We start from the raw sequence: 24,845 nt of genomic DNA on the forward strand, positions 1-24,845 counted from the left end.
TCTCTGACTGTGAAGAAAACTGCCCCAAAAAAATCGATGCTGAACGTCCGTTGAGGCGGACGCAGTCGCTGACGGTGCAGCGGCGCTGCCACATCATAGACAGATTCTTGCTGATGGCTCGAACGCGCAGACGTAAAAAACGCGCAGCCCAGTCATGGGATGCGCCTTTGACTTTTAGCGGTTTGTATCAGACAGCTACTGCTTCATGTGCCGCGAACAGATAGTCGATATAACCGCGCTCGCCACCACCGTAGAAAGTGTCGCGGTCCTACGGGTTCAGCGGCAGATCGTGACGCAGGAGCTTCGGCAAGTGAGGGTTGGCAATAAAAGCCCGACCGAAGGCCCCGGCATTTCTGGCCGTTGGTTTCTGGCAACCATAGCTATTCCTCCGTGGCAGCCAGCAAGGCGGCAGGGTTGATGACATAGCCACGGGCAATACCTCCACCTTTGATACGGATGCATTTGGTCAGGCGGCCGTATCGGTCGTTGTCGCGCTCTGCAATTGTGCCGGCTTTGTCTAAGCAAGACAGCACCTGCTTGATGTCAAAGCTATGGGCAGCGTCAGCAATGCCTGTGGGGGTAAAGCGAACGAGTGGGGCCCGTATTACTCCCGATAGGGATGTGTCCGGGCGTACCTTTTGAAGTTTTCCGCTCAGCCGGCCTAGCTTTCGACATTTCCTTTCCCTTAGTTTTTGCTGATTTTTTAGTTTTGTGGGGCCGCTGGGATCTGACGTTCTCCCCAAGGGTGATGCTTGAGCCACGTAGGTCTTTCGACCATTGGTTCAGGAGTATCGATGGTGGTGTACGGCTAACTATGGCTGAACCAGGCATTTGCATGCTATCTATCTACCGGAACCCAGCTTGGAAAGCGGCAGTAGAAAGGATCACTACATGCGTTTCGGTTGAGTCCGAAGCGATAGCTCCACATCGAAAAAATTTTTACCATCCATGATCAGCAATTTACGATGAAATATAGAATAGCTGTGAAGGCGCAAGGTTGGGGTGAAGGCGAAATATTTACATGGCAGGTCATTGGGCTCAAGAAACCAATCAACTAAAGGAAAGTCATGGCAAAGCCCTTTAAAGTCGAATCTGGTGATATCAATAAGTTAAACGATATCCAATTAACACAATTGCTCAAGGAGCTTCTGCACGCCGAAGCCTTTCGTTTTGGAATTGCGCAACGTGCTGTAGAAGTAGCACTTAATATAATCACGGGGGATGGCGGTGAAGATGGCAGGATTTCCTGGGAGCAAGGACCAGACTCCACAGACTATATTCCCAATCGGCTAAGCTTGTTTCAGAATAAAGCGACCGATATGGGGCCGGCAGCGTATGCTAAGGAAGTGATCACTGCTAAAGGTTTGGTCAAACCAATAGTGGATCAAGTTCTTACCGATGGGGGGAGCTATATAGTTTTTACCACCCAGGAGCTTAACTCAAAGCAAAAGCAGGCGCGGATTAAGCAAGTTAGAGCATCCCTTGTTGGTGCTGGCAAAGGGTATGCGAACGAGTGTGATTTGCGTATATATGATGCGAGTCAAATCGCAGGCTGGGTTAATCTTTATATTTCAGCTGTTGTAGCAGTTCAGCATTGGAGCGGTCGGCCAGTTGAACGGGGTTTGAAAACCTACGAACTTTGGAGTGAGCATGAAGATCTTTCTCGCTTACCTTTTGCCCCTGTTGCTAGTCGTAGCGAGGTGGTTGAGAAGCTAAAGACTGGTTTGTCTGTGCCGAAAGCTTGCTTTCGTATGATGGGGTTGTCTGGTTTAGGTAAAACAAGAACAGCGTTTCAGGTCTTCAGTGAAAATGAAGAGATTAGAAGCTTAGTTGTTTATGTCGACGCTAATCATGCGCCTAATATTGACTCACTTATAGCTGACTGGGTTACGTTAGGGTATGAGGCGATTATCGTTGTTGACAACTGTGAGTATCGGCTGCATGAACGGCTTGTCAAGGAAGTCCGTCGCGAAGGTAGCCAAGTAAGGTTGCTGACTCTCGACTATAATTTTGATTCGATTGCGGCCCCAACTGTTTGTTTTAGGTTGGAGCAAATGACTAATGATGAACTTTTTCAGTTACTAAGCCCCGTATATAACAATGTTTTGTCGGATTTGAAGCGGATAGTGGATTTCGCACAAGGCTTCCCTCAAATGGCGGTGCTATTGGCGGAAGCGAGACTAAACGAAGATCCAAGAATTGGAAGCCTTACGGAGGACGAACTCGCAAGCAAACTTCTTTGGAAACGTAACGAAGCAGAAAATCCAGAGTGCTTGAGGATTTTACAGGCATGTTCTTTGTTTGACGTGTTTGGTGTTGAGAAAGAAGTTGAATACCAGTTGGAATATATCTCCAGCACGATTGGCGTGCATCTTGATGATGTGTATGGTTGCATTCAAGAGTATTCAAGTCGAGGATTAATTGATCGTCGCGGACGATTTGGCCAAGTGGTCCCTAAGCCATTGGCAATACGATTAGCAGGGCAATGGTGGACAAAGTCACGAGAGGAAAAACAAAGAGGGTTAATCGACTCTATCCCCGAAGGGATGATTGAGGGTTTTTGTAACCAAATTGAGAAAATGGACTTTCATAGTGAGGTAAAGTTACTCACTGAGAAGCTTTGCGGGCCTCAAGCCCCTTTTGGCCAAGCGGAGGTGATCCTATCGGAACGGGGTTCTAGATTCTTCCGCGCTTTTGTGAATGTGAACCCCGATGCCACGTCCGCAGCGCTATATCGAACTTTAACCTCCATGGATCACGAACAGTTGTTCTCAATTGAGGGGGAGGTTCGAAGAAATTTAGTTTGGGGGCTAGAGAAACTCTGCTTCCATGCCGATTTGTTTATGGAGGCCTCATGGTGCATGTTGCTCTTAGCGTCAGCAGAAAATGAATCTTGGAGTAATAATGCCACAGGCATATTTTCGCAGTTATTTTGCATCAATCTCTCCGGTACTGCTGCTGCGCCAGATACCCGTTTCGCTTTGCTTCGACAGGCCATGGATATGGAACAAATTGAAGTTGATATGGTACTGCTTAATGCGTTAGAGCAGGCAATCAGCACCTTTGGAGGTAGTCGTACGGTCGGTGCAGAATACCAAGGTACAAAAGCACCTCTTGAAGAGTGGCGCCCAAAAATTTGGCAAGAGATCTTCGACTATTGGCAATCTGCTTTCGACTTGTATTCAGAGATGATGGATCGAGGCGAAAAACAAAGAGAAAAAGTACTAAGCGATATTGGGCATTCAATTCGTGGCTTTGTAGGAAGAGGTCGACTTGATATGCTAGATGTCGCTATTAGACACATTGTAGAATCTAATGGCCGATACTGGCCTGCTGCACTTGATAGCATAAAAAACACCTTCGAGTATGACCGCGAAAAACTCGAAGAAACTGCTATCACTGCGCTCAATTCTTGGATGAAACTACTTAGTCCAGAAGGTGCTGAGTTAGTGGAAAAACTAAGAATAATTGTTGTTAATCCACCTCGGGAACATCATAGGCTTGAGGGGGGGGAATACGTCGATGTCGCGGCAGAGAACGCTAAGAAATTAGCAACTGAAATTGCTGGAAATGTCGACGAGTTGTATTCGTGTATTGATTTGCTACTCGAAGGTGAGCAGCGACAGTCACACTCATTTGGGCGTCAACTAGTTTTGGAATTAGCGGATGAAAGCAAGCTTCTTGAGCTTGCTTTGAAGAGGCTGTCTGAAAACTCCAAAGCAAACTCTAGCTTTGTTACTGGGCTATATCGTGGGGTGTACGAGAAATCTCCGGAAACTTGGCAGAAGTATATTGAGTCGGCTTCATCTGATGAGCGGCTTGTAAACTTTTATCCTGAGCTTATTCGTACAGGGAATATTGAGGCTCAGCACTTAAATAAGTTGGTTGAGCTTATAACGACTGGATTGATCTCGGCCAATAGCGCAAATGTTTTGAGCTATGGTAGTGTTACTAGTGAACTAGCGCCAGAAGTTGTTTCGGATTTTTGTTTGAAATTGGCAGCGTTAGGTGATGAGGCCGCCTGGCCTGCATTGAATGTAATGTTTATGTACTGCTTTGGCAATATGGAGCGGGTCGAAACAATACGTACATCCGTAAAGTCATTGGTATCGGCAGTTCCCTTACACAAAAAACATTCGGCGGCATACACGGACCTCCACAGTTGGAGTGCACTTGTCGAGGCTCTATTAAAGACACGTGATGAAGGGCTAGTGATTGCGATTTCTCGTCAGCTAATTGATTCATGCCGGATTGGGTTTAATCATAATGATTTATGGAGCTACATAAAGCCGTTGCTTATGAAGATAGTGAAGCAATACGGCGATCTCTTATGGCCTGTTTTTGGGGAGGCTATATCTAGAGCGAAAGGTATGGAACTTTACTGGTTGCAGAAACTGCTTGATAGAGAAAATAGCGTTTCCAGCCAACTGCCAAGTGTTCTTTCTTCTTTTCCATCAGGAGAAATTATTTCGTGGTGTTATGAGCATCCAGATTCTGGCCCTAGCTTTGTCGCTGCCTGTATAAATATATTTGAGATTCGAGATGATGCTCAGAGTCCGTCGGAGTTATTTATTCTGCTGCTTGAAAATTTTGGCGGCGATAAACGTGTCGCGAGCGCTTTAAATGCAAACATGGGGAGTAGGGGGTGGTCAGGGTCATTAGTGCCTTATTTGGAGGCTGATAAATTAGCGCTTGCTCCTCTTTTGAAGCACAAGAATGGAAACGTAAAAAAATGGGTAAAAGAGCATATTGCCTCTATTGATAGTCAGATAGCACGTGAATCCAACATGGATGCGGAACGCGATCTAGGGATTTTCTAATCTGGTAGGCAGGAAATTAATCTGGTGACTTGAGAGACATAGGGTGGCTAGTACCGTAGCCGCCCACTACAAAGTTACTGGTCACGCCAAATCTAAATAATGAGCCAGTCGTAGACAAGCATATCCCAAAGTACTACGCGTACAGTCACTCGGATGTGGAGTCCCCCTGGAAATGCGCGTAATCACCTGTGATTAATTCCTGAGCGGCCGCTATCCGCCGCCAGCAGAGGGGGCGGCGGTGATAGCAGGACGCAGCTCGTCGCCCTTATACCTTGACTTCGCTCGTATTTGTCGGACTATGCAGCGCAGCCAACCCCCGACCATCGAGCCACGCATGCCAGCGCTCCAGGACACTGCGTTTCTGTGTCTTGGCAGTCGTGTGGATATAGGTCACATCAAAGCATTTCAGTGCATGGTCTAGCAGCATCAATGCCTAAATCGGTCCACGCTGTCCAGGCGGTTTAGCTACCGCTATCGATAGCTAAATATACCACCTGAAACTAATCTACAACCTTACCCCCCGTAATAAACTTACGGTCCGGAGTGCGCATGCCAAAAAGCTTCGACTCTCGCTTGCCTTTCCACTTACCGATCCTATTGCGGATCGGTCGATTAAGCGTACTGCCGAAGCGTTTAATAAGGGGGCTAGGAATCTCTCCATACAGCTCAGCCAGACTGAAGCGACCATCAACTATTTTCGACAGTAAAACTGAGTAGCGCCAAAGCTCGACTGGATCTGTCGCACTACGCATCTGAGAAGCCCAATGACGCGACCATTGATGACGATCCATAGCGTATTTGGACGCCACATAGGCCTGATGGAGAAATCCATGCTCGTCCTTCAACAAATCGATCGTCTCTATCGCCCAATCATTTTCCATTGAAAAGCCAGCCACCATCGTAGCCCGAGCCCGATGAGCTGGCTCTAGGCGCTTTCTCCGATCGACGACATAATCATGTAAGAGATGTTCTCGCTGAGCTTCTAGAGCAGCCAGAACCTCCTTAGCAAGCTCATGATCATTGTCGATGCCATCGAGCCGCGCGAAACAAGCGCCCTTAATTTCTTTGCTTTCAGCAGCCCGCCAAATACAGACCGCATCCAGTTCAACCTTGCTACGACCTAATGTCATTCGCACATCGGGACGTCCGGCTTTTAAACGCTTGAACAAAGCCATCCCAGCATCAACATTTCTTTTGGAAATAGCTTCGGCAACAAGCGAAGCAATATTGTGCACATTGTTAAAGCTCTGACTGTCCAGACCCAGAAAATATTCGTGCCATGAATCGACTAGTAGCGGTGCCACCCGGTCAATTGACTGAATCAATCCAATGGTGACGGCCTGAACAATCAGCTGCGCACCAACCTTCAACAGATCACGCTCAAAACGATCAAAAGCATCTTCGTTTTGCTGTTGGCGCTTGTACCAAGCATCGCTAGTATCGGCGAGCCGTTCTAGCTGCTCCCGAAGGCCTTCGCTTTGAGGTTTTTTTTCGGATACTTCAATAACCTCCGGCCAGTGACGCCCACCAATATTTTGTTCGATACTTGGCAAGTTACTTGTAACCTGAAACTCCGCTGCTTTGAAAATAGCCGTATTGATTCGGTCTGAAATTGCCAGTGCAGCATCAGGCCCAAGTCGCTCAGCGAAAAACTCATAAGCGGAAAGTGCAATTCGATCAAGGCATCCCTCGACTGAAATTAAGCCTTGCTCCGCAGCCCTTACAAGCGCCAGCGATCCATAAAATATTTCACTTTTTTGAGACACCGCATCGAGACAAGCTGCACTCCAACTAGATTTCACGAGCCCAACGAGTAGCGTCGGGACAGCGGCAGCTTGTATTAGGGACAACGCAGACAGACGGACGTGGCGGTGCGTCGATTCGAGTAGGGAGATCACAGTCTCTATGGTGTTTGCGCTGAGCGAGGTTTCTGATGCCTCAGCGAAACAAAGGATACGAAACTGAGCAACTTGGTTACCCTCCCTCAAGGCCTTGTCGAGCGAACGCTCCAAGGTAGCTTCATCTATAGGCAGGAATAGATCGCAAAGATCCCGAAGAATGGTTTTGTCTTCAGGATGCTTAAGCAGCGCAGTGAATTGCTCATGACCAGTCATGTGGGCAAAGGCAACAAGAAGAGCATGCTGCGAACTGACCCAAGCTTCATTATTCTCATCTTCGCCGGCACTCAATGCAACCTGTGCAATCTCCCCCGCTTTATCAACATAGGCTTTCGCAACTCGATCATCTAAGCAAACGGTATGACTTTCGAGAAGGTAAATCGCTTGGCGGAACTCCGACTCCGCCCGATTCAAAACCTCATCTGCGAATGACCGCAAAGCTTCGACAGCTGCGTCAGGTCGGAAGCGTGCGAGGCCTGGTTTAGCCATCGAAAAAAAGTGGTCTTGTAGTGAGACACTCCTGCCACAGCTCAACTTGACTGGGTTTATCGCCCTATAGTCGATTGCGGTCTGTTCAATGTTGTCAGGTTCTTCTGACGAAGGATCGCAAGGATCAGTAGCGCAATAGTCCTCTACCCTTCGCCAGCCTCCTCCACGCTCTTGATCCTTGGTCAACGCCTCAACGAAGGCATGAACCTCTTTTGCGTCGTCGCTATCACCTGTGGCGCGCAAAACATATATCAACGCCCATTGGCCCACTTTGGAAACATTGGCTTCCCGCAAGGGGGCCGCACATTCCCGCAGCGCGTCCCTAGTGGCCTCCCAATCAATCAAGTTGAAATGCAAAAGATCGTCAAAGACACCTTGGGGACTTTGATGGCCACCATTTAGCGATGTCGATAAACACCAGTTACGCAGATCCTTGGCATAAGAGGCTAGCGGCTGACCCGCTAATGCGTGGAAAGCAAGCAAGCTGAGGCGGCCGTAGTCCCCCTGATCAACCTGAGTCATGTCGCGAAAAAAATCTTGTTCAGTCACCGAAAATGACGTGATAGCGTCGGAAAGCTCCTGCTCACGTTCAACCTTTTTTTTATGTCGCTCGGCTGCGTGTTCCGCAGTGTTGGGATAAAAAACCGCACGTTCGGGCGCGAGGGAATACATGTTGAGCCAGCGATGGATACCGGCTGAAAGCTCGATCTCGAAGGCCTCATCACCGCGTAAATCATCAGCTGCATCGGTCAACCACGCGAGATTAGAGACAACATCCCGAGAAAGAGATGCATCTTCTAGGGCCGCGATAAACGCTTTAGGGTTGCGACTGAAAAGATTTCGAAATTCTGGATAACGTACAGAATCTATGTTCTGAAGCGAGACAAAACAACGAACTAATGGGCTCACAATTTCAAGAGGCGATTCTTCCAATACGGCAGAAAGAATTGCCCCCATCAATATATCGCCAGTTCTATCAAGCGCCGCAATAGGTTCAAGAATATTAGACAGTGCATCTTCAACACTCTTATTTTTCCGTAACGCGTCTCGAGCCGTCTTTACCAGAGAAAGCCCTAACGCCAGCGGTAGGCCCTCATCTTTCAAAAGATACTTGTTCGGATCTTCGTCCAACACTTCGAAGAAACGCCCAGCTGATGTGATGACAAACTGCTCGGTGATGGCCTGATCGTCACCACCAGCTTTCACTAGCATTCGCATCTGGAATTCGTTTATGTCGTCACGTTGCTGTTGCTCAAGACGACGCACAATGCTATCAGCGTGGGCGCAAATATCTGCTTTGAACTGCTTGTCAGATCTCTTTGCCCCTTCGGCGGCACTGCTACGAATATGCTCAAAAAGCAGGCGACTGATACTCAATTCGCCGAACGCTGTTATTTGTTCGGTGCTGAAGAGAGTAGCGGCAACTCCAAAAATCCGAGGGTTACGAAGGCTGTGCATCACCGCAGCATCGAGAGCAGAAATCGACGTTCCTCGCTCCTTTAAAAGCTCGTCTAGTTCTGAATCGCTCCACTCAGGGATCTTAACTTGGACCACCCGGCTATACAGTTTGTTATCTATGAAGTCGCGATAGAAAACCTGCCGACAGCTAAATACCAATTTTCCGCCAATCTCCACCATCAACTCACTCATTGCATCAATGAACGTTACCCAATCGATACTTTCGCGCTGATTGATACCGTCCATAAATACAACCACCCGAGGAATAGGAACGTCGGATTGGCCTTGCCAGTTCTGTAGCTCCTTGAGCCATACCTCCTTGTGCTGCTGAGTTGGTATCTCTCCGGTTTGTGTGAGAAGCATCGATACCAAGAGATCTCGGCAGTACTCTGAAGATGGTCGCCCCTGGATATCGTCGGGGACCAACACAACGGTCAGTGGTCGGTCAGGTTGATGGATCCAGGTCTGCGCAAAAATCCAAGACTTGCCATTTCCATCCGCGCCTACTAACGCAGTGACGGCATCATCTGGTTTACCAAAGACGTTACTAGCGACTGTGACCCGTAGATTTTTTCGATCAACTGTACGTAAAACCGATTCATCGCCTGGGCTGAGGGGCTGGCCAAATGCACTGCGAGCACGCGTCTTATCTCCGAATGCGTCTGAAAGCCAAGCAATATTACTCTCAAGCGCAGAAGCAATGATCTGGTTGGGCGTCTGCTGCTGAAGAGAAGAGTGAGCACCCAATAGAAGATTCTCGACTCCTTGCAGTTTGTCAGACAGGTCATGATGAGCGGCTGTGATTAACCCGGCAGCACCATGATCTTCAACGAGCGCGTTGATAGACTCCGCAAGAATTGCGATCGTGGCCGATACGACACCGCTCGCCTCCTGCGCGTTCGCGAAGGCTAATTCGGCATATCGATTCTGAAGCCTAGTGAGTATCTCTTTAGGGATTTCTGAGCCCAGCGACTTTCTACGAGCAGCCTGCATGATGTCGGCTTTCATCCCGCGATCACTGAGCCAGCTCACAACATTTGGCGTGTCCAGATGAGGAGGTGTAATCAGGAGGTGAGCTACCGCATCGGGGAAACGCTTATAAAACGGATCATCCGGCCGTCCGCCCACTAAGCGCTGAATCGCACTTTCTAATATTGAATCATCGGCAGAGCGCACTTCTTCTGGTGCTTTCCCGGCCGCCCTTTGCATGGCAAATGGTGTAATTTTTTTTAAGGCTACCCGCAGGATTGTAAACACGCCGCGAAATACGTTGCTAGGTTCCATTTTTATCCGCTGCAAAGTGCTGGATGAGAGTTCAGTTATGACCTTAGATTATGCCAGATCGAACCGTGGAAGAGCGGATGCGACACGGACCAAGCAGAGGTAATCCTTCCAACATAAAGTTTTGCTATCGCCCTTAGCAAGGTTGCTGATCTCCACCATGCTGCGTGGGAAAGTCAGTGTTTTGCTTTCCACATAACTTCTTGTGGCCAGCCCAGCAAGCAGCATGCTCAGCGAAACTGATATTAATACGCTTTTACGGCCATGACCTTGGAGTCATGTGATGATGTTCAGCACCGGCGAGACGCGAAAAAAAGGCCTGAATCGGACGCTTGCTTTGTTACTGAAAACACAGGTCTCTTAGCCAAGCGCTACCTATGCCATCGGTCAGCAAATAGACGTGAAAACGGGAAGCGCGAGCGCAGAGATCATTCGACCTATTGCCAGCACTACGGGTCTTAACAGACTCAGCAATACACACTATTGAACTTCTGTATTTAACTCTGAAGGAGAAACACATGAGGCTGATCAGTATGACAATGAAAGGATGAGCTTTCGTTATTGGAATAAAAAACGACTTAACCGAATATTATATTGCTCAGCTTCTACAACTCGCCGTTACGAAAACATCAGAATTATCGTACCTATGAGCGACCTTTCTCGCGGGAGGGCCGCCAGTGTGATCGTGTAGCTCAGAGGGAAGGTAATCGGAGCAAGGAGACTTGCCAACGACTGAAGCGTCAGGTCGTGGTAGGAATCAGAGGGTACGGCAAGCAGTTGAGGGTATTGCTCCCTGCTGGAGTCGAACCAGCATCTAACCCTTAGGAGGGGCTTATTCTATCCATTGAACTAAGAGAGCACAGGTCTATCATGATGCTTTTTTTTGGTCTTTTATTCAAGAGTACTGATAAATCAAAACCTTACGTCCTTAGCACTGCGTCCGAACCGTCTTACTCGCAAGAAGGCTTCCCATCCCAATACGCGCCTACGGAGTACCCCAGATAAGAACCTGCAACCTTCCCCTTAGGAGGGATAATTCTGCACCCAGCCCGCTTGGACAACACCCACTAATCACGGGTTATGCGTCCGGTTGCGTCCGTGAAAACGGCCCCGTATAGTTCTTTTTGCACCCACTCTGCACCCATGGGAACAAAGTGAAAGAGAAGATTACGGCCAAGCTGCTTGCCGGCCTGCAAGTCACCGGCCGGGAGTATGAGGTCCACGATACCATCATCACCGGGCTATTCGTGCGAGTGACGGCTGCGGGAGCGAAGTCCTATGTGGTGACTTGGGCCCGCGGCCGCAAAAAGACTTTGGGCCGAGTAGGCATCCTCACGCTAGACCAAGCTCGCCAGGAGGCAACACAGTACCTCGCCGACGCGAGGAAGCACGGCGAGCCGCTGGCCGTCACCCAAGGAAGGAAGGGCTCCGCCCTGCCCTCCCTGCGTCAGTTCATCGACGACACCTATATGCCCTGGTTCAAGACGCACCACAAAGGGCATGAGAAAACACTGCATACGCTCGACAACAACTTCGAGGCCATCATGGCTCAACGTCTCGACGCGATCACCGGCCGTGACCTGGACCAGATCCGCACCGGATGGATGAAGTCGGGCAACAAGCCTTCGACGGTCAATCGAAAAATGGGTTCCATTAGCGGGGTATTCAGCAGAGCAGTTGAGTGGGAGTACATCGATACCCACCCGATGGACCGGCTCAAAGCCTTAAAAGTCGACTCGATGGGACTGGTCCGCTACTTAGATGCAGAAGAGACGAAACGGCTCCGGGTAGCGCTGGACGCCCGCCAAGACGAAGCAAGGGCGGAGCGCGAGAGTGCGAACAAGTGGCGAGCGGATCGCGGTAAGGAACTGATGCCTAGCTTGCTGCAGGTTCCATTCACAGACCACCTAAAGCCTATGGTCTTGGTATCGCTGAATACAGGCATGAGACGCGGAGAGTTGTTCGACCTGAAATGGTCCGCGGTGAACTTCCAAACGAAGACGATCACCGCCGCCGGCGCCACCACCAAAACCAGCGACACACGACATATCCCGATGAACAAGGAAACAGTGCGTGTGCTGGAAGACTGGAAGAAGCTGGCCGGCAAATCTCGATACGTGTTCCCGAGTCAGGAAGGCGGCCGTCTGGAGGACGTTAAAAGCGCTTGGCTCAAGCTGCTAGAGCGCGCCGAGATCGAAGGCTTCCGCTGGCATGATATGCGGCATGACTTCGCGTCACGCCTGGTGATGGCCGGCGTACCGCTCAACACGATCCGGGATCTGCTGGGGCACGCCGATATCAAGATGACCCTGCGCTATGCCCACCTTGCACCCGACAGCAAGGCAGCGGCAGTTGAGCTGATTTAGTAGGGAGGCACGAAAGGCACAACCGTCCGGCTCTCGCGGTTGTCCACGACGTGCTCCGCCAGATCGCTCCAGAACATCCTGATCATCGCCTTATCAAGGCGGCCCACGCCATCAACCTCCCAATCCGTTAACGCGGTCGATGTAGGCTTTTCTCGAAATGCCACGGAGACCTTTATCGTCTCCCAAAGCCGCTGCTCCTCATAAGTCAGGAGTGAAGGCAGGCGGAAGCACGTATTTATGAATAGTTCGCTTTCGTCTGTAGACCATATTTCGGAAAAAATCACCCCGAGCGAGTAGTTGTGTGTTTCCCCATCGTCAAAATATGGGGCGTCCAAGTCAAAGGCGATCCCTTCGATAGCCGCTTCAACCACGCCGGTGATGGACTGCCTGCGAATCCGCGATATGAGCTCAATCATCATTTTCACCTTGGGGTCAAGACGGAGCGTCAACGTCTCCGTCTTTCGCGCACCTTGGCTCGGCTTGTTCTTGGCCATCGCTTACACCTATCAAATGTGGTTAGCCCAATCCTACCTTTTGCGTCCACCGAAGTCCATGCATTCATATTCAGTCCGTGATTGCAGTTGACGTGCATCACATACAGCAATATTCTTTCGGTGGACCTATGCCGTGTCGGCAGAGGATTGGGAGATGGCTCATGGAACAAGCAAATCAGTTAAGTCCACTTTCAGTCAGCGTCGAAGACGCGGCGCGGATTGTCGGGTATTCGCGCTCTGGTGTTTACGAGCTGATTGCCTCGGGAGACCTGAAGGCGTTCAAGCTTGGTCGCCGCCGGTTGATCCTGATGACGGAACTCAAAGCGTGGGTAGAGCGCGCCGCGAAGGATGGCGCGCGATGATCTTGGAATTTACCTATAAGGAGCAGCTGATGCTCCAGTCCGCCTGCGACACGTTCCTAGCAATGCAGGGGGCGAGCATCTCTACCACCGAATACGAACGACTGAGCAAGCGCTGGGAGGAGGAGAAATCCGCCGCCCTTTGGCTTGTTCTAAGTCGCTTCGTCGACGAGCCGAGTGACAAATGATCATGGAGAAATTGCGCAGGAACGCGCGAGAGATTGCCAAGGCGGTGCGGGAACACCGCCTGGGCGAAAACACACTGGATAGCACCAACGTGAAGGGCAAACTATGACACGTCATTCTTCGGTCGAGCAAGACCGCAAAATGATCGAGGCGCTAAGAAACGGCCCGATCTCCTCAGTCGAAGCGGCTCAAATGCTCGACATCGTGCAGCCACCAAGCACCATTCGGCGCCTCAGGAAAAAGGGGCACGAAATCCGCACCTACTGGACGCACCAGTCGACCGAGCCAGGTCGACCTCCGCACCGGGTCGCCAAGTACATCCTCATGCGCGAAGCGTCGTAAACCAGAGTGCGCAAGGGGGACGCCGCTTTTTTGCGGAATCCCCTTGCGCCTGCCTGTGAGCGTTTGAATGGCCAGAAAAAAGTCCTACAAGGTCGACTTTGGTGGCGGTCGAGTGCTGGCTCTGCCCTATCGACTGCTGATCAGTGATGCATTCGACAACCTATCGCCCAAAGCAGTAGTGGTGCTGATCAAGCTGGCCAGGAACTACAACGGTAAAAACAACGGAGACCTCGCGTGCACTGTGGCGATGCTGTCGAGCGGCCGGAGCATGGATGACAAAACGCTGCGATCTGCGCTTGAAGAGCTGATAGCCGCAGGCCTGATCGTGAAAACGCGGGAGCACGGTCCTTTCGCGCAGGACGGGAAACACCAGCCAGCACTGTATGCGATCACCTGGGCCGCAATAGACGATTGCCCCGGGAAGAACTTGGAACTTCGCCCGGGCCCGCCACGCTTTAAGTTCGTTTGATTTCGAAATTGCCGGTGGGATTTTTTCCGGAAGATACTGGGAATTTTTCCCAGTGGTTAGGGTGGTAATTGTCCGGTTCTGTCCGGTCAAGAGTTCTTACCGACTTACCACTGGGATTTTTTCCCAGTGCACGCCAATGAAATCGGGGGCTGTAGCGATCAGGCCAACGGGAAAAAATCCCAGTCTTATATAATTACACCACCATGGGGGTTATTAAATGACCTTGCACACCATCCAACAGGCCAGCTGCCAGCACGGGTATGCAGGCAAATGTAAGCAGGTCGGAGGCTTCACTTTCCTGGTTGTCGAGTTCTTGCCTTGGACGCAGATCGGGATGTGTCGACCTTGCGCGGAAGAGGTACGGAAGGATTTGATCTATCAGGTTGAGAAAGGTAAAGGTCGATAGTTTGCGATTGGCGCCGGGAGTCGCTCCTACAGCAAAAGGCACCACCCCGTTGCAGGGTAGTGCCTGGCCATACTACGAAGGTTTCGTGGTTTCAGTCATCAATGCCCGGCCGCTTTCCGACCTCACCCCACGCCGAGCCTACGTGTCGGTGCTTCCAGCAGAAATTGCCGCTGAATGTCCGGATCTGCTCAAGGTGACGTGCAATTTCGCAAGCCAGCTCATTGTCATACCCGCCCATGGCAGGCACCACGAAGGTGAGGAGGATTTTCTCGAGACGCTTCATCTCCTCCCGGGCAAAGTTCATTGAGCACATGGCCTCCCCGTTGAGGACGGCCTTTTCCGAAACCACCTCGCCTAGTACCTCGAGCGGCTCGATCACCACCAGTTCGCGGCTCATTGGGCGCCCCCAAGCAGCAGAGCGCGCAGCTTGATCTCTGAGCGCAGTGAGTGCACCCGGCCTGCTAAAGGATGGCCAGCGGCCTGCATCATCGGGACGACTTCATCGACCAGGATGCTTTCCAGCTGGATGGCAAGACCCATCAGGTCGCGAAACAGCTGCTCGCGAGATGTCTGACCTTCATGATTCCCTTGGACGATCAGTGCGTTACTGGTATTTTGGTATGGTTGCATGACGTGTGCCTCTAAGCTTCGTCGTGTGATCGCCTTCCCGGTGTTAGCGCACCGGGTTGGCACCTCTTTCTAATCGGCTAAATTCTCAGCCGGTTACTGCTTACCCTTCTCTTTGACTTCCAGCCCCGCCACCAAAAGCGCGCGGATTGCGGCTGTCCTGTTTACCTCGACCCCTGTGTCGCCGGTGACGCGCTTTGCGTATGCGTCGACGCGCTCGATCAATTCCTGGGGCAGTCTCATCGTTACGGTTGGTGTGTTTGCCATGGGAGCCTCATCTCGTCTTGATGGGCTCAGTGTAAGACACTGTCTTACATAGGTCAACAGGGGGATGGAAAATAATTGCAGCCCTCTGAAAGAGAGTCGCGGGAGATGCGCGGATTTGCGCTCACATCTGGATTACAGATCCCGAAGTTGTGGGAGCTGACCTACCAGAACGGGAGGGCAGGAAATGTTTTGTGGCCACCGCCTGCTATCTGCCGGATTTGCCGACACTTTTGCGGGATGGCCGTAAAAGGTGGGGCAATCCCACCAATGGTGAAAACCTCGACTTCCACCATTGGTGGGAGTTACAGACGCATCTGTCTGATTACCTGACGGGGATCGGCGCCGGCGGCCAGCGCTGAGGTTGCGTCCTTGGTGAGCTGATCAAGCGCCTGCTGCTCGAAGGCGTCGGCAAGCGATGCGGCCTTGCGCACGATCAACAGTGCCAGCTCCGGCGGGAATTTGGTCTTGGATGGGTCGGGCAGGTAATCGCAATCGATGACTGACATAGGGCCTCCGGGAGATGTGCTCAGTTTTGAGTGTATCTCCGACATCCAGGTAGAACCCCTGCAAATTCTCGCTCCCACAGGGAAATTTCTCGCAATGTGACGCTCCGGCCTCTACCTCGAGTGGTAGGAATGCCACAGTGTGGCGTTATCCACGATGTGTGCTGAAACCACCACAGGGGGTTGCGAGACAGACCAAATGGGCCGATTCGGGCCGTATGGCCTGACAGCAGGCCGGAGCAGGCCTTGTCATGACTTCGAACTCTAAATGTGATCCTGGCTCACTCCTAAACGTGGGGTGGTGAAGCGCCACCTCACCTGAATCTGTCTTGCGGACAGAATTGAATGTGGCAGCCAGGTTCGCATCCTCCTCAAAGCCGTGTTTCCGGCTTTCAAATACCCCAAATCAGGGGTATTACCCCGCCGAGGGAAGATGCATCCAAATCTGGATGCATCCAGTACGCGACACGTTTTCAAATCACGCAAAACGTGTCGCGACACCTGCCCTACCGAAATGGGATGACAGGTCCGGCCCCCAACGGGGGTTGGATAGCTCAACTTCCCCCACTGGGGGGTGTTCCTCAAATTGAGAAAGTGTCGCCACTTCACCGTAATTACCCGACCTCAGATTGAGGGTGAACGATGCGTTCAGCTGGGTAGCTGTATCACTTTGGCTGATATTGACTTACTGCAACAAAAAATCCTCCTTCCGATCCGCCGAAACCAACTATTTCAGTCCCATTCCGTCCCGTTCCGTGTAGCACATGGGGTGCACCTATAAAACACTGGATATACGCTCAGATAAGTCCTAATTTGGTTGCGTCACCCGGTTCCGCAGCCAATGAGGATTGATCATGCAGACCCAACAAACGAAACAGCGTGGACCACAGGCCAAGCCTACTCGGGCGGAGCTCAATTCGGCCTGGGCGCGCCTTCGCGCTGCCGCAGACACGGGCAGCATCGAAGCCTGCGCGCTGCTCATCGCCCTCAGTGAGAACAAACCAGTTATCGGCCTGGAGTCTCGACTTGCCCGTGCCTAGAAATTTCAGCAGTAAGCGCAACCGCGCCCGGCGCTGGATTGCGGAGCGCGGGTTGACGCTGACTGAGCTCGCCGGTGGCCGCTTCCATATCACCGGCCCCGGCGTCGATCTGCACATTGCAGAACTGGCACTGCTGCATCCGGCCGAACTGGTCGGCGCGCGCAAGAAGGCCGCTCAGTGACGGGCCGCGCCAACGCCGGGCAATGGGCGCCGGGGCAATCAGGTAACCCCGGCGGGCGTTCAGGGCAGACCCAAGCGATCCGCGCGAAGCTGGCGGAGGGTGCCGAGGCGGTGACCAAGAAGGTGCTGGCCGCCGCCAAGAAGGGAGATATGCAGGCCTGTCGGCTCATCCTTGAGCGGCTTGTGCCGCCTATCAAACCTTCAGTGGAGTCGGTGAAGTTCGACCTGGACGACACGGACCTGCCGAGTGCCGCCCGGTCGCTGCTCAGGGCTATCGCTGATGGGAAGCTGCCCCCCGACCAGGGTAAGAATCTCATTCTCGGACTGGGGGCCGTTGCTCGCGTCATTGAGGTGGCAGAGCTGCAACAGGCGATGGAAGAGCTTCGCCTACAAATTGAGGAAATGAAGCGATGAGCATCAAGTCCCTGAAATCCGAACTGCAGCGGCTGGCTCAAAAAATCGGTGCTGCCGACGAGTCGGTTCTGCTGATTGTGCTGGCAGTGATCCGCGCGAGCTCTACCGAACTGCAAGAAGAATCCGACTTCCCCAAGACTGCGGGACACCAGGTGGACTATCGAATCCAAGGGAAAAACGAGTGCCTGTTTTTCCCATTTTCCTCAATGGATAGCGACCAGTGCGAGGAGATGGCGAAGGCTCTGATCCTGCACGTGCGCCACGTTGAACGACCAGCCAGGTATGGCGCTCAGGTCGGGATCATGGATATCCGCCACGCCCCACCGCCCGGCGCCTGGATCGTCACCAGTCCTCCAGAGGGTATGACTGTCGATCAGTACGCCGCTCAGCAATATCGACAAATCATCGAGGCGCGCAATGAAGCCTCTTAAGCAGTTGGCCAAGCTCAAAAGCGAGTTGGGCCTAGCGGCCACCGATAACGATGTGAAAGCCATCAGCCAGATCATGGACGAGCTCAGCGCCGCGGCCGCCGGCGGAGTGAGTTCCGATCGAATGACGCTCGCTGACTACTTCGAGCCTCAACCACAAACGCAAACCAACCATAGGTGCACAAAATGAACCTGCAACGATCTGTCGGCGCTATGCAAAAAGTCGGATCTGCCACTGTTTTCCTTCACGACTTCAAGAAATACCACTCCGAAAATCTGCCCGGCACCGCCTGGGCTCTTTGGCCGAATGTCGGCCCGCTCCAGCGCCTTCAAGACGCCATGCTCGATCAATACTCGAAGGCATCGGCGAAAATGGAGGCCATCCGCGAAAACGCCGACCTTACCCGAGAGGCAAAAACACGGCGATCGGCAGCTGCGTTTGACGATTACGTTATGGCTGTGAAGGACGGTATTCCGACGATCCGCGAGACAGCCCAAAACCTCTACACCTACGCATCCCAAAAAATCCTCCCATTCCTAGCTCTCTCGCCAAATGACGCCGTGGGCGCATCTTTAGATGCCGAGTGCCGGGCATACACCAGCGACCTGCCAAACAACGAGCGCATGAACCTCCTGATGCAAATGCGCCAGGGGAAAGAGTCGCGCATCGCGGCGGCGGTCCTTCGCGGCCCGGCCAGAATCAGCGGCTACACCGATGAGCAGGCGGTAAAGCTCGGTGGCGCGGGAATCGCCATTGCGTATCCGGATGCGGTGATAACGCTGGGCCTGCTTGCGATCGGCGTGCGGGAGACGCTGATGAACGCTCGCGCCCTCGCTGTCGGCTTAATCACCGACGGCGTGGGAATCGACAATAAGGCCACCGAGGTGCAGAAGTGGGGTGATTTCGGCGACGGCTACGCGAAGCTTTCGGAGTGGCTGACCCCTATCCCGCTTGAGCTACCAGGCAAGGGGCCGACCGCCGAGATGCTCAAGAACACTCCGACCGCGGACGATGAAGAAGCTGCTGAAGACGCAGCCTGACCCAACGGTGGGCGGCCGCGATCTGGCGGCCGCGAATCGGGAGATAGCCCTTGGCCAACTATCAAGAACGTTTCGCCGAAGCGTGCAAAACCAACCATTTTTCATCGTACCCGCTGAAACAAGGTCCCGACTCCGGTTACGTGGTGTGGGATGTTCAGCACGTCCGCGATGGCCAGAAGGTGACGATTGACGGGCCGTTCTTCACCGAGGACGAAGCACGAGTTTCAGCCGAACTGCTGCGAGGAACGTTTCGTGGTGCAAGGGCGTACAAAGCAATCCACGACCGGATCTGGAACTACAACCCTCTGCATGAGCAAGTGATATTCGATCAGGCCCGCATGTCGCGATCCCTGCTCGCCATTCGCTTGGGCACCACCGCACCAACCATCAACCCATAGGAATAACACCAATGGCAGCCCTAGCTATTCATTACACCCCAAAAACAACTATCGAACTCACCAGCATCCTCGGTCGAAAATTCTTCCGCAAAAAAGACTACCTGCTTGACGTTGGCAGTACTTGGGAGGTCTTCAAAGCTCTGAGATCAACGGTCGAGGGATTTTCAGAGGAGGTTGACCGATTGGCCCGGCTGGGTATGAGGTTCGCAATAATCCGAAACGGGGAAAACGTCGGAACAAGTCGCTTTGACCTGGGGGGCACCAAATCTTTAAAAATCGTGCCCGTCATTACGGGAAGCAAGCGTGCTGGCGTTCTCCAGACAATTCTCGGGGTTGTAATGATTGCCGCCTCGGCGTTCATTACCTATGCATCCGGAGGGGCAGCCTCCCCATTTGCGAGCGCATTGGCAGCTGCCGGATATGCGACCGCCATTGGTGGCGCAATCCAGTTAATCAGCTCGCAGCAGGGTGGGCTTAAACAAAGCGCAGCCCCGGAAAACAGGCCAAGTTATGCCTTCGGCAGCGCCAAGAACACCACGGCCAGCGGCAACCCGGTTCCGATCTGCATCGGCGAACGCCGGTGGGGCGGGATGATTATCTCGGCCTCGATCCTGGCTGAAGACAAGGTGTAAGGGTTACGGCCGGTGCTACAGTTGCAACTTTACGACAAGGAATTCCTATGCTGAAGATCGCCGCTGCATCCGCCCTGGCAGCAATGATGGCAGGCTGCTCCACCTCACCCGTGCCTTTCGATCAAGCCAAGCCGGTACCCGCAGACAGGGTGCTGGCCTACGGGAAAAAACCTGCCGGCCCATACGGGACGATTCAGGTTGCGCGTGACACGGGGTTCGTCGCTGGCGGGTGCTTCGTTGCTGTTCACCTTGACGGTCGACCAGTGGCGCGAATAGACGCTGGTGAAGGGGTAAGCCTGTACGTTCCTGCGGGCGAACATCTGGTGGGACTTGGAGCGGACGAGCGCGGTTCGGGCTTGTGTAGTTGGGCAGGAGCTCTGAAAGAGCAGGCGACCATTCTCAAAGCTGGCCAGACGAAGCGCTTTCGAATCGGCGGCGATACCAACGCTGGCCTGGACATCCGCCCGAGCTCGATTTAATGAGCAGAGTTCAACTATCGCCTTCACCACAGCGTATCGTCAGCGCAGAGGGCTCGTCTCCGGCTACAGCTTTAAGAAACTCACGCACAGTGAGGCGCGCCAAGGCAAATTCTCCTTTGGCTTGGCCGTCGACCAATGAACGGCACGCAGCCCTTGTCGCAAGATAGAAAACGAAGCGGCCATGATTTAAAAAAACGTGTGCTCGAGATTGCTTCCACTTATCCAGCATCGTCCCACGCATGAACCACTCCATCCGGTAAAAGTCACGCCCCCCGACCTCTACCCGATTGTCCTCACTGAAGTTGAGGCACGATGCGAAATTGAATGAAAGGGCTGATGTCCTGCCCATGTTCAGAAGCCAAAACATTCGATTTTCTTTAGAGTAAAACGACTCCCTAGCTGTCCGCTCCTCTTCCGAGATTGAGGAGTGTTGTAGCTCCAAGACTACCCCTGCCCCTTCTGGTCGCGGACACAAGACATCAGCTCTATGGATTTCCATGGTCTGCGGATCTCTCATGAACACTTCACAATAGCGAGGGTTGAACAAGCCTTTCCATCCCAGGTGCCATTCACCTTCGGGCTCGCTCCACGGATCGCAATCGCCACTGTCATGACGCCAATGCGCAGCCTTGAATTGCGGAATGACGGCCCTAAGCGTGCCGCCACAGCCGACGCAGGTGGTTTGCTCTCCTTTGGCCTGCGGAGGCCTCTTTTCACCGTCTATCATCGCTGAGATCATTCCGCGCTCCATGATGGCAAGTAGCGACCATGCTATGCCTCCTCCGAGCCCATCTCAACGTGCACTTTTCTGGTATGCCTGAGCTGATACGCGCAAATTCGTCTTTATTTGCGTAATTCACTTGATAAGTGACACTCATAGTGCAACAGTATTAGTAGAACACCTTAACTGATACGGACAGCACATCATGTTCATCCGCGCATACCTCCGAGCATCAACCGAAGAGCAGGACGCCGGCCGCGCCCGGGCAGCGCTCGAGCAATTCGCCACCGACCACAATAAGGTGATCGCGAGCGTGTACCTGGAGAACGCCAGCGGCGCGTCGGCAGATCGGCCTGAGCTGCTGCGCCTGCTCAAAGATGCTCGTAAGGGTGACGTCCTGCTGGTGGAGTCGATAGACCGCCTCTCACGCCTTCCTGTGGAGGATTGGCAGAAGCTCAAGGCTGCGATCGACTCCAAAGGCTTGCGCATCGTCGCGCTCGACCTGCCAACCAGCCATCAAGGAATGCAAGACACCAAGGGCGACGAGTTCACCGGCCGGATGCTCGGCGCGATCAATTCGATGCTTGTGGAAATGATGGCGGCGATCGCGCGCAAGGATTACGAGCAGCGTCGGGAGCGTCAGGCTCAGGGAATCAAGAAAGCGAAAGCTGAAGGCAAATATCAAGGCCGTCCAGTGGATGAGAAGCTACACAGGCGTGTAAAAGAATTGCTCACGGCCGGCTTGGGTATCCGGGCAGTTGCAAGACACGCCGACTGCTCAACAACGACCGTCCTCAAAATCCGCGACAAACTAATAGAGCAGAGTGGCCAGCCGAGGAAAGCATGAAGTATCAACCCTATATGACTGTGTTTGCACATAGCACCAATATGAGAGTTCTGCTGGCGATGATGCACAACCTCAAATCTCATGAAGACTCTCCAAAGCATATGGTGCCTCCCGCGGTATTTATGGCTTTCACTATCGAGGGGTTTCTAAACACGCTAGGTTCCGAGCGCATTCCTGGATGGGAAGATCTGGAGCGAATGCCTTGGAAAACGAAAATCTCGCTGTTGCATTCCTTCGTAGGAGCTTCGCCCGATTGGGGTCGGCCTCCCCTTCAGTTTGCAAAAAGCATATTTAAGATTCGCGACCACTTGGCGCACGGCAAGCCGGAAACAACCCGAGGACCACGGTTCGACGAGAGACATGATGCAATCGAATACGCGCACGGGCATACGTTTGAGCCGATATGGTATTCGGAGCTCTCGAAGGCTTGGGTAAACGAGGCCTATCGCAACCTAACTCATCTACTCGGCTATCTATCCGAGCTACACGGGTTCCATTACGAGTTCCATTTGACGAGCGCGATCGGTGGTATTGATGAGCTCTAATTTGCGAATGCACCCATAACGCACCCATGAAGTAATCACAAAGGTGATCAAAAACGCTGGATCGCTTGAAAAATATGGTGTCCCAGGCGGGGTTCGAACCTGCAACCTTCCCCTTAGGAGGGGGATGCTCTATCCAATTGAGCTACTGAGACACTGATTGACGCGGCCTGCACGCGGTGCGACAGACGGCGTGCATGTTAACGGCCAGCCCCTGGTTTGTCATGTCGTCCGTAGGGCTTTTTAAGTGTAGGTAAGCGCCTTGGAAGATTGCGGGAACTTTTACCGGGCAATTTGCACTGCGCTAAAATGCAGTCATTGCATATTGCAATCAGCGTCGTTCGAAAAACCTTACCAAACCCTTGTTTTTAAAGGACTTATCACCCGCTACACTGTTGGCACGGCGGCTGCTATGCCTGTTCTATCAAAAAAGAACAATTTGGAGCGTCGTGCCATGAACAGCACCCTCTTGCTTGCAAACGCAGCGGCTCTGGCTTTCTTGATCGGATCACACTTTTTTCCCAAGGCTGACGTTGAGCAGCCAGTAGCGCAGCGCATGCCGCATTACCTGCAGGTGCAGAAAGCGCCGCAGTGGGCAGTGTTGAGTGATCGCAGCGACGCCTCTACGCACATGGTGAGCGAGCCTGGGCAAGCTGCGGCGCCAACCACCGAACGTCTGGTTTTTTGAAAAATCTTCAGGAGTACAACATGTCCAAATCGGCGGCAGGATTTCTCATCCTCGCTTTACTCAGTGGCATTACCCATCTGGCGTTGTTCGAGGAGACGCAAGTCACCTTGCCTCTGGTTGGCTGTGGCGTGTTTGCGGTGCTGTTTGTGCTCGCGCTGATTGCCGGGCGCAAGATCAAATTCGATCCGGTTCTACGCTGAGCTGAATAAGCTTCAGTAATGCGCAGACAGCGGCAGCCAGGTCGCCGGAATTGTCGATCTGATGGACGGGGCTGTCGCTGGATCTTCGATCCTTGAACAATGCATTGCGCGCCAGCCTTGCATCGATCTGATCAGGGGTTTCCCGACCGCGTCCGAGCAAGCGCTGACGCAGTACCTCGTCATTGACGGTTAGCAGCACTGGTACCAGATCCGGATATCGCTCCATCGCCTGGCGCAGGTTAGCTCGGGAGCCGTTTACCAGCACATGCCTACCGGCTTGCAGCCATTCATCCATTTCCCCTGGAATGCCGTAAGAAAGGTCGTTGGCTTGCCAAGCCAGGGAAAAAGCGCCGGCCTGTTGCTGCCGCCCGAACTCTTCAGGCGTGACGCCGATAGCGTCTTCACCGACGGACTCTGCTGATCGAGTAATCACCCGACGCATCACTTCACAGTTCAACGCGCGCAATGGCTCACGCGACGCTTCGATCAGGCTGTCCTTGCCCGAACCGGACGGCCCCATCAGGTAAAAAAGTTTGCCATCCATCCTGTAAACGCCCTCCGACGGGTCCTGCCTCTAGTAAATCGGCAAATTGCCACTATCCTGTACGCATAGGGATCAAAAATAGCGAGCCGCATAGCATGCACGTTCCGAGGTCTTCGGACATTAACGGATATGCATTCGACAGCGGGCAGCGATACGGATGGATGGAAAGATTTCCAACCAGTCCGCATTTCTGACAACTGGTGCTGGCATTAAGCCTTTATCCAGCTCAATATTTGTCACAGAATTGACGCCAATGATCTGGCAATTTTGAGGCATGATGCCGGCCTCTTAACAATTCAGGTTGAACCAATTGGTCCGGATGCTTGTCCTACCACACATCCTGCGGCCAATCCCGAGAACCGCTCCCCTGAACTAACCGGTTAAATATATGCGCCCATTGAAACAGGCAATTTATTCCAGCCGTACGGCTGACAAGTTTGTCGTACGTCTGCCAGACGGAATGCGTGAACGCATTGCCGAAGTGGCTCGCAATCATCATCGCAGCATGAACTCCGAGATCATTGCGCGCCTTGAGCAGAGTCTCATTCAGGAAGGCGCACTGGGCGAAGAGCTGAGCATGCGCCTGGACAGCCCGGAGCTGTCGCTGCACGAGCGCGAGCTGTTGCAACGCTTCCGTCAGCTGTCGCATCGTCAGCAGAACGCCCTGGTGTCGCTGATCGCTCACGATGCAGAGATGGCCGCAGACGCGTCCTGAGTCATACCGAA

Annotated in this window: 27 protein-coding genes and 2 tRNA genes; 19 read left to right on the forward strand and 10 right to left on the reverse strand. The window is 52.8% G+C overall.

From position 1 onward, the window contains the following. The first annotated feature begins 1,067 nt into the window (after positions 1-1,067). Positions 1,068-4,820: a hypothetical protein gene (locus ACP7D9_RS11535; protein ID WP_426157509.1), complete on the forward strand. Its 3,753-nt coding sequence runs from the start codon at positions 1,068-1,070 to the stop codon at positions 4,818-4,820. A gap of 500 nt (positions 4,821-5,320) precedes the next feature. Here ACP7D9_RS11535 and ACP7D9_RS11540 read toward each other — a convergent pair whose 3' ends face one another. Both ACP7D9_RS11540 and ACP7D9_RS11545 read right to left on the reverse strand, forming a co-directional pair. Beyond that, complete coding sequence (locus tag ACP7D9_RS11540; protein ID WP_426157511.1) at positions 5,321-9,949, reverse strand: hypothetical protein; 4,629 nt, start codon at positions 9,947-9,949, stop codon at positions 5,321-5,323. 784 nt (positions 9,950-10,733) lie between these two features. Next, positions 10,734-10,805 (reverse strand) — tRNA-Arg (locus ACP7D9_RS11545). A gap of 295 nt (positions 10,806-11,100) precedes the next feature. Here ACP7D9_RS11545 and ACP7D9_RS11550 point away from each other — a divergent pair. Beyond that, positions 11,101-12,312: a phage integrase gene (locus ACP7D9_RS11550; protein WP_426157513.1), complete on the forward strand. Its 1,212-nt coding sequence runs from the start codon at positions 11,101-11,103 to the stop codon at positions 12,310-12,312. Here the strand turns inward: ACP7D9_RS11550 and ACP7D9_RS11555 are convergent. Beyond that, positions 12,309-12,806: a hypothetical protein gene (locus ACP7D9_RS11555; protein ID WP_426157515.1), complete on the reverse strand. Its 498-nt coding sequence runs from the start codon at positions 12,804-12,806 to the stop codon at positions 12,309-12,311. The genes ACP7D9_RS11550 and ACP7D9_RS11555 overlap by 4 nt on opposite strands. Before the next feature lie 161 nt (positions 12,807-12,967). Between ACP7D9_RS11555 and ACP7D9_RS11560 the strand changes: the two genes are divergently transcribed. From ACP7D9_RS11560 to ACP7D9_RS11575, 4 genes are all read left to right on the forward strand, one after another. Beyond that, positions 12,968-13,168, forward strand: a complete 201-nt coding sequence (locus ACP7D9_RS11560) for a helix-turn-helix domain-containing protein (protein WP_217862769.1) — start codon at positions 12,968-12,970, stop codon at positions 13,166-13,168. Further along, complete coding sequence (locus ACP7D9_RS11565; RefSeq protein ID WP_426157516.1) at positions 13,165-13,353, forward strand: hypothetical protein; 189 nt, start codon at positions 13,165-13,167, stop codon at positions 13,351-13,353. The genes ACP7D9_RS11560 and ACP7D9_RS11565 overlap by 4 nt, the downstream gene beginning before the upstream one ends. Before the next feature lie 103 nt (positions 13,354-13,456). Further along, complete coding sequence (locus tag ACP7D9_RS11570; protein WP_103303183.1) at positions 13,457-13,693, forward strand: helix-turn-helix domain-containing protein; 237 nt, start codon at positions 13,457-13,459, stop codon at positions 13,691-13,693. A gap of 67 nt (positions 13,694-13,760) precedes the next feature. Then, positions 13,761-14,162, forward strand: coding sequence for a hypothetical protein (locus ACP7D9_RS11575; RefSeq protein WP_134023845.1), 402 nt, complete (start codon positions 13,761-13,763; stop codon positions 14,160-14,162). A gap of 497 nt (positions 14,163-14,659) precedes the next feature. Here ACP7D9_RS11575 and ACP7D9_RS11580 read toward each other — a convergent pair whose 3' ends face one another. From ACP7D9_RS11580 to ACP7D9_RS11595, 4 genes are all read right to left on the reverse strand, one after another. Further along, positions 14,660-14,965, reverse strand: coding sequence for a hypothetical protein (locus ACP7D9_RS11580; protein WP_426157519.1), 306 nt, complete (start codon positions 14,963-14,965; stop codon positions 14,660-14,662). Next, on the reverse strand, positions 14,962-15,198 hold the full coding sequence (locus tag ACP7D9_RS11585) for a hypothetical protein (protein ID WP_426157521.1): 237 nt from the start codon (positions 15,196-15,198) through the stop codon (positions 14,962-14,964). Before ACP7D9_RS11585 ends, ACP7D9_RS11580 begins: the two co-directional genes overlap by 4 nt. 93 nt (positions 15,199-15,291) lie before the next feature. Next, positions 15,292-15,462 carry a ribbon-helix-helix domain-containing protein gene (locus tag ACP7D9_RS11590; RefSeq protein WP_217864916.1) on the reverse strand — a complete coding sequence of 57 codons (171 nt, stop codon included), beginning with the start codon at positions 15,460-15,462 and terminating at the stop codon, positions 15,292-15,294. Positions 15,463-15,764: 302 nt separating this feature from the next. Further along, positions 15,765-15,968 carry a hypothetical protein gene (locus ACP7D9_RS11595; RefSeq protein ID WP_426157523.1) on the reverse strand — a complete coding sequence of 68 codons (204 nt, stop codon included), beginning with the start codon at positions 15,966-15,968 and terminating at the stop codon, positions 15,765-15,767. A 1,023-nt stretch (positions 15,969-16,991) separates the two neighbouring features. Between ACP7D9_RS11595 and ACP7D9_RS11600 the strand changes: the two genes are divergently transcribed. The 8 genes from ACP7D9_RS11600 to ACP7D9_RS11635 are packed head-to-tail and all read left to right on the forward strand — an operon-like array spanning position 16,992 to position 20,577. After that, positions 16,992-17,186: a hypothetical protein gene (locus ACP7D9_RS11600; protein ID WP_217862762.1), complete on the forward strand. Its 195-nt coding sequence runs from the start codon at positions 16,992-16,994 to the stop codon at positions 17,184-17,186. After that, the gene (locus tag ACP7D9_RS11605; protein ID WP_426157525.1) at positions 17,183-17,599 is read left to right on the forward strand and encodes a DUF5681 domain-containing protein; all 417 of its coding nucleotides are present in this window, start codon (positions 17,183-17,185) and stop codon (positions 17,597-17,599) included. Before ACP7D9_RS11600 ends, ACP7D9_RS11605 begins: the two co-directional genes overlap by 4 nt. Further along, a complete protein-coding gene (locus tag ACP7D9_RS11610) occupies positions 17,596-18,030 on the forward strand; it encodes a hypothetical protein (protein ID WP_426157527.1) in 435 nt (144 codons plus the stop codon). The genes ACP7D9_RS11605 and ACP7D9_RS11610 overlap by 4 nt, the downstream gene beginning before the upstream one ends. Beyond that, positions 18,017-18,217, forward strand: coding sequence for a hypothetical protein (locus tag ACP7D9_RS11615; protein ID WP_426157529.1), 201 nt, complete (start codon positions 18,017-18,019; stop codon positions 18,215-18,217). Before ACP7D9_RS11610 ends, ACP7D9_RS11615 begins: the two co-directional genes overlap by 14 nt. Further along, complete coding sequence (locus tag ACP7D9_RS11620; protein ID WP_426157531.1) at positions 18,214-19,068, forward strand: hypothetical protein; 855 nt, start codon at positions 18,214-18,216, stop codon at positions 19,066-19,068. The genes ACP7D9_RS11615 and ACP7D9_RS11620 overlap by 4 nt, the downstream gene beginning before the upstream one ends. A gap of 50 nt (positions 19,069-19,118) precedes the next feature. Then, the gene (locus ACP7D9_RS11625; RefSeq protein WP_426157533.1) at positions 19,119-19,466 is read left to right on the forward strand and encodes a hypothetical protein; all 348 of its coding nucleotides are present in this window, start codon (positions 19,119-19,121) and stop codon (positions 19,464-19,466) included. A gap of 11 nt (positions 19,467-19,477) precedes the next feature. Next, positions 19,478-20,098 (forward strand): tail assembly protein, encoded by a 621-nt coding sequence (locus tag ACP7D9_RS11630; protein WP_426157535.1) that lies wholly within the window; start codon positions 19,478-19,480, stop codon positions 20,096-20,098. A 47-nt stretch (positions 20,099-20,145) separates the two neighbouring features. Then, complete coding sequence (locus ACP7D9_RS11635) at positions 20,146-20,577, forward strand: hypothetical protein (RefSeq protein ID WP_426157537.1); 432 nt, start codon at positions 20,146-20,148, stop codon at positions 20,575-20,577. Positions 20,578-20,587: 10 nt separating this feature from the next. On the opposite strand, the gene ACP7D9_RS11640 is transcribed toward ACP7D9_RS11635, so the two are convergent. Continuing rightward, positions 20,588-21,316: a competence protein CoiA gene (locus tag ACP7D9_RS11640; protein ID WP_426157539.1), complete on the reverse strand. Its 729-nt coding sequence runs from the start codon at positions 21,314-21,316 to the stop codon at positions 20,588-20,590. Between the two features lie 187 nt (positions 21,317-21,503). On the opposite strand from ACP7D9_RS11640, the gene ACP7D9_RS11645 reads away from it, so the two are divergent. Beyond that, positions 21,504-22,145 carry a recombinase family protein gene (locus ACP7D9_RS11645; RefSeq protein ID WP_426157540.1) on the forward strand — a complete coding sequence of 214 codons (642 nt, stop codon included), beginning with the start codon at positions 21,504-21,506 and terminating at the stop codon, positions 22,143-22,145. Next, positions 22,142-22,690, forward strand: a complete 549-nt coding sequence (locus ACP7D9_RS11650) for a hypothetical protein (RefSeq protein ID WP_426157542.1) — start codon at positions 22,142-22,144, stop codon at positions 22,688-22,690. The genes ACP7D9_RS11645 and ACP7D9_RS11650 overlap by 4 nt, the downstream gene beginning before the upstream one ends. 75 nt (positions 22,691-22,765) lie before the next feature. Here the strand turns inward: ACP7D9_RS11650 and ACP7D9_RS11655 are convergent. Then, positions 22,766-22,842, reverse strand: a tRNA-Arg gene (locus ACP7D9_RS11655). Positions 22,843-23,141: 299 nt separating this feature from the next. On the opposite strand from ACP7D9_RS11655, the gene ACP7D9_RS11660 reads away from it, so the two are divergent. Both ACP7D9_RS11660 and ACP7D9_RS11665 read left to right on the forward strand, forming a co-directional pair. Then, the gene (locus tag ACP7D9_RS11660) at positions 23,142-23,375 is read left to right on the forward strand and encodes a hypothetical protein (RefSeq protein ID WP_426157544.1); all 234 of its coding nucleotides are present in this window, start codon (positions 23,142-23,144) and stop codon (positions 23,373-23,375) included. Positions 23,376-23,395: 20 nt separating this feature from the next. Beyond that, entirely contained in the window at positions 23,396-23,575 is a 180-nt protein-coding gene (locus tag ACP7D9_RS11665; protein WP_101155945.1) for a PA3371 family protein, read from the forward strand. Here ACP7D9_RS11665 and phnN read toward each other — a convergent pair. Further along, positions 23,550-24,119, reverse strand: a complete 570-nt coding sequence (phnN, locus tag ACP7D9_RS11670; protein WP_426157546.1) for a phosphonate metabolism protein/1,5-bisphosphokinase (PRPP-forming) PhnN — start codon at positions 24,117-24,119, stop codon at positions 23,550-23,552. The two genes, ACP7D9_RS11665 and phnN, sit on opposite strands and share 26 nt — an antisense overlap. Positions 24,120-24,507: 388 nt before the next feature. Between phnN and ACP7D9_RS11675 the strand changes: the two genes are divergently transcribed. Further along, positions 24,508-24,834, forward strand: coding sequence for an Arc family DNA-binding protein (locus tag ACP7D9_RS11675; protein ID WP_003178899.1), 327 nt, complete (start codon positions 24,508-24,510; stop codon positions 24,832-24,834). Positions 24,835-24,845 lie beyond the last annotated feature (11 nt).

Source organism: Pseudomonas sp. TSRC2-2, assembly GCF_049897785.1.
GTDB lineage: Bacteria > Pseudomonadota > Gammaproteobacteria > Pseudomonadales > Pseudomonadaceae > Aquipseudomonas.

What these genes read in the sequence shown, in the direction of transcription:
- ACP7D9_RS11620 (WP_426157531.1), top strand. Translation starts at nt 18,214, where the DNA reads ATGAACCTGCAACGATCTGTCGGCGCTATGCAAAAAGTCGGATCTGCC.
- ACP7D9_RS11630 (WP_426157535.1), top strand. Translation starts at nt 19,478, where the DNA reads ATGGCAGCCCTAGCTATTCATTACACCCCAAAAACAACTATCGAACTC.
- ACP7D9_RS11535 (WP_426157509.1), top strand. Translation starts at nt 1,068, where the DNA reads ATGGCAAAGCCCTTTAAAGTCGAATCTGGTGATATCAATAAGTTAAAC.
- ACP7D9_RS11580 (WP_426157519.1), bottom strand. Translation starts at nt 14,965, where the DNA reads ATGAGCCGCGAACTGGTGGTGATCGAGCCGCTCGAGGTACTAGGCGAG.
- ACP7D9_RS11665 (WP_101155945.1), top strand. Translation starts at nt 23,396, where the DNA reads ATGTCCAAATCGGCGGCAGGATTTCTCATCCTCGCTTTACTCAGTGGC.
- ACP7D9_RS11645 (WP_426157540.1), top strand. Translation starts at nt 21,504, where the DNA reads ATGTTCATCCGCGCATACCTCCGAGCATCAACCGAAGAGCAGGACGCC.
- ACP7D9_RS11610 (WP_426157527.1), top strand. Translation starts at nt 17,596, where the DNA reads ATGAGCATCAAGTCCCTGAAATCCGAACTGCAGCGGCTGGCTCAAAAA.
- ACP7D9_RS11555 (WP_426157515.1), bottom strand. Translation starts at nt 12,806, where the DNA reads ATGGCCAAGAACAAGCCGAGCCAAGGTGCGCGAAAGACGGAGACGTTG.
- ACP7D9_RS11595 (WP_426157523.1), bottom strand. Translation starts at nt 15,968, where the DNA reads ATGTCAGTCATCGATTGCGATTACCTGCCCGACCCATCCAAGACCAAA.
- ACP7D9_RS11675 (WP_003178899.1), top strand. Translation starts at nt 24,508, where the DNA reads ATGCGCCCATTGAAACAGGCAATTTATTCCAGCCGTACGGCTGACAAG.
- ACP7D9_RS11570 (WP_103303183.1), top strand. Translation starts at nt 13,457, where the DNA reads ATGACACGTCATTCTTCGGTCGAGCAAGACCGCAAAATGATCGAGGCG.
- ACP7D9_RS11540 (WP_426157511.1), bottom strand. Translation starts at nt 9,949, where the DNA reads ATGGAACCTAGCAACGTATTTCGCGGCGTGTTTACAATCCTGCGGGTA.
- ACP7D9_RS11585 (WP_426157521.1), bottom strand. Translation starts at nt 15,198, where the DNA reads ATGCAACCATACCAAAATACCAGTAACGCACTGATCGTCCAAGGGAAT.
- ACP7D9_RS11635 (WP_426157537.1), top strand. Translation starts at nt 20,146, where the DNA reads ATGCTGAAGATCGCCGCTGCATCCGCCCTGGCAGCAATGATGGCAGGC.
- phnN (WP_426157546.1), bottom strand. Translation starts at nt 24,119, where the DNA reads ATGGATGGCAAACTTTTTTACCTGATGGGGCCGTCCGGTTCGGGCAAG.
- ACP7D9_RS11565 (WP_426157516.1), top strand. Translation starts at nt 13,165, where the DNA reads ATGATCTTGGAATTTACCTATAAGGAGCAGCTGATGCTCCAGTCCGCC.
- ACP7D9_RS11560 (WP_217862769.1), top strand. Translation starts at nt 12,968, where the DNA reads ATGGAACAAGCAAATCAGTTAAGTCCACTTTCAGTCAGCGTCGAAGAC.
- ACP7D9_RS11615 (WP_426157529.1), top strand. Translation starts at nt 18,017, where the DNA reads ATGAAGCCTCTTAAGCAGTTGGCCAAGCTCAAAAGCGAGTTGGGCCTA.
- ACP7D9_RS11575 (WP_134023845.1), top strand. Translation starts at nt 13,761, where the DNA reads ATGGCCAGAAAAAAGTCCTACAAGGTCGACTTTGGTGGCGGTCGAGTG.
- ACP7D9_RS11660 (WP_426157544.1), top strand. Translation starts at nt 23,142, where the DNA reads ATGAACAGCACCCTCTTGCTTGCAAACGCAGCGGCTCTGGCTTTCTTG.
- ACP7D9_RS11650 (WP_426157542.1), top strand. Translation starts at nt 22,142, where the DNA reads ATGAAGTATCAACCCTATATGACTGTGTTTGCACATAGCACCAATATG.
- ACP7D9_RS11590 (WP_217864916.1), bottom strand. Translation starts at nt 15,462, where the DNA reads ATGGCAAACACACCAACCGTAACGATGAGACTGCCCCAGGAATTGATC.
- ACP7D9_RS11640 (WP_426157539.1), bottom strand. Translation starts at nt 21,316, where the DNA reads ATGATCTCAGCGATGATAGACGGTGAAAAGAGGCCTCCGCAGGCCAAA.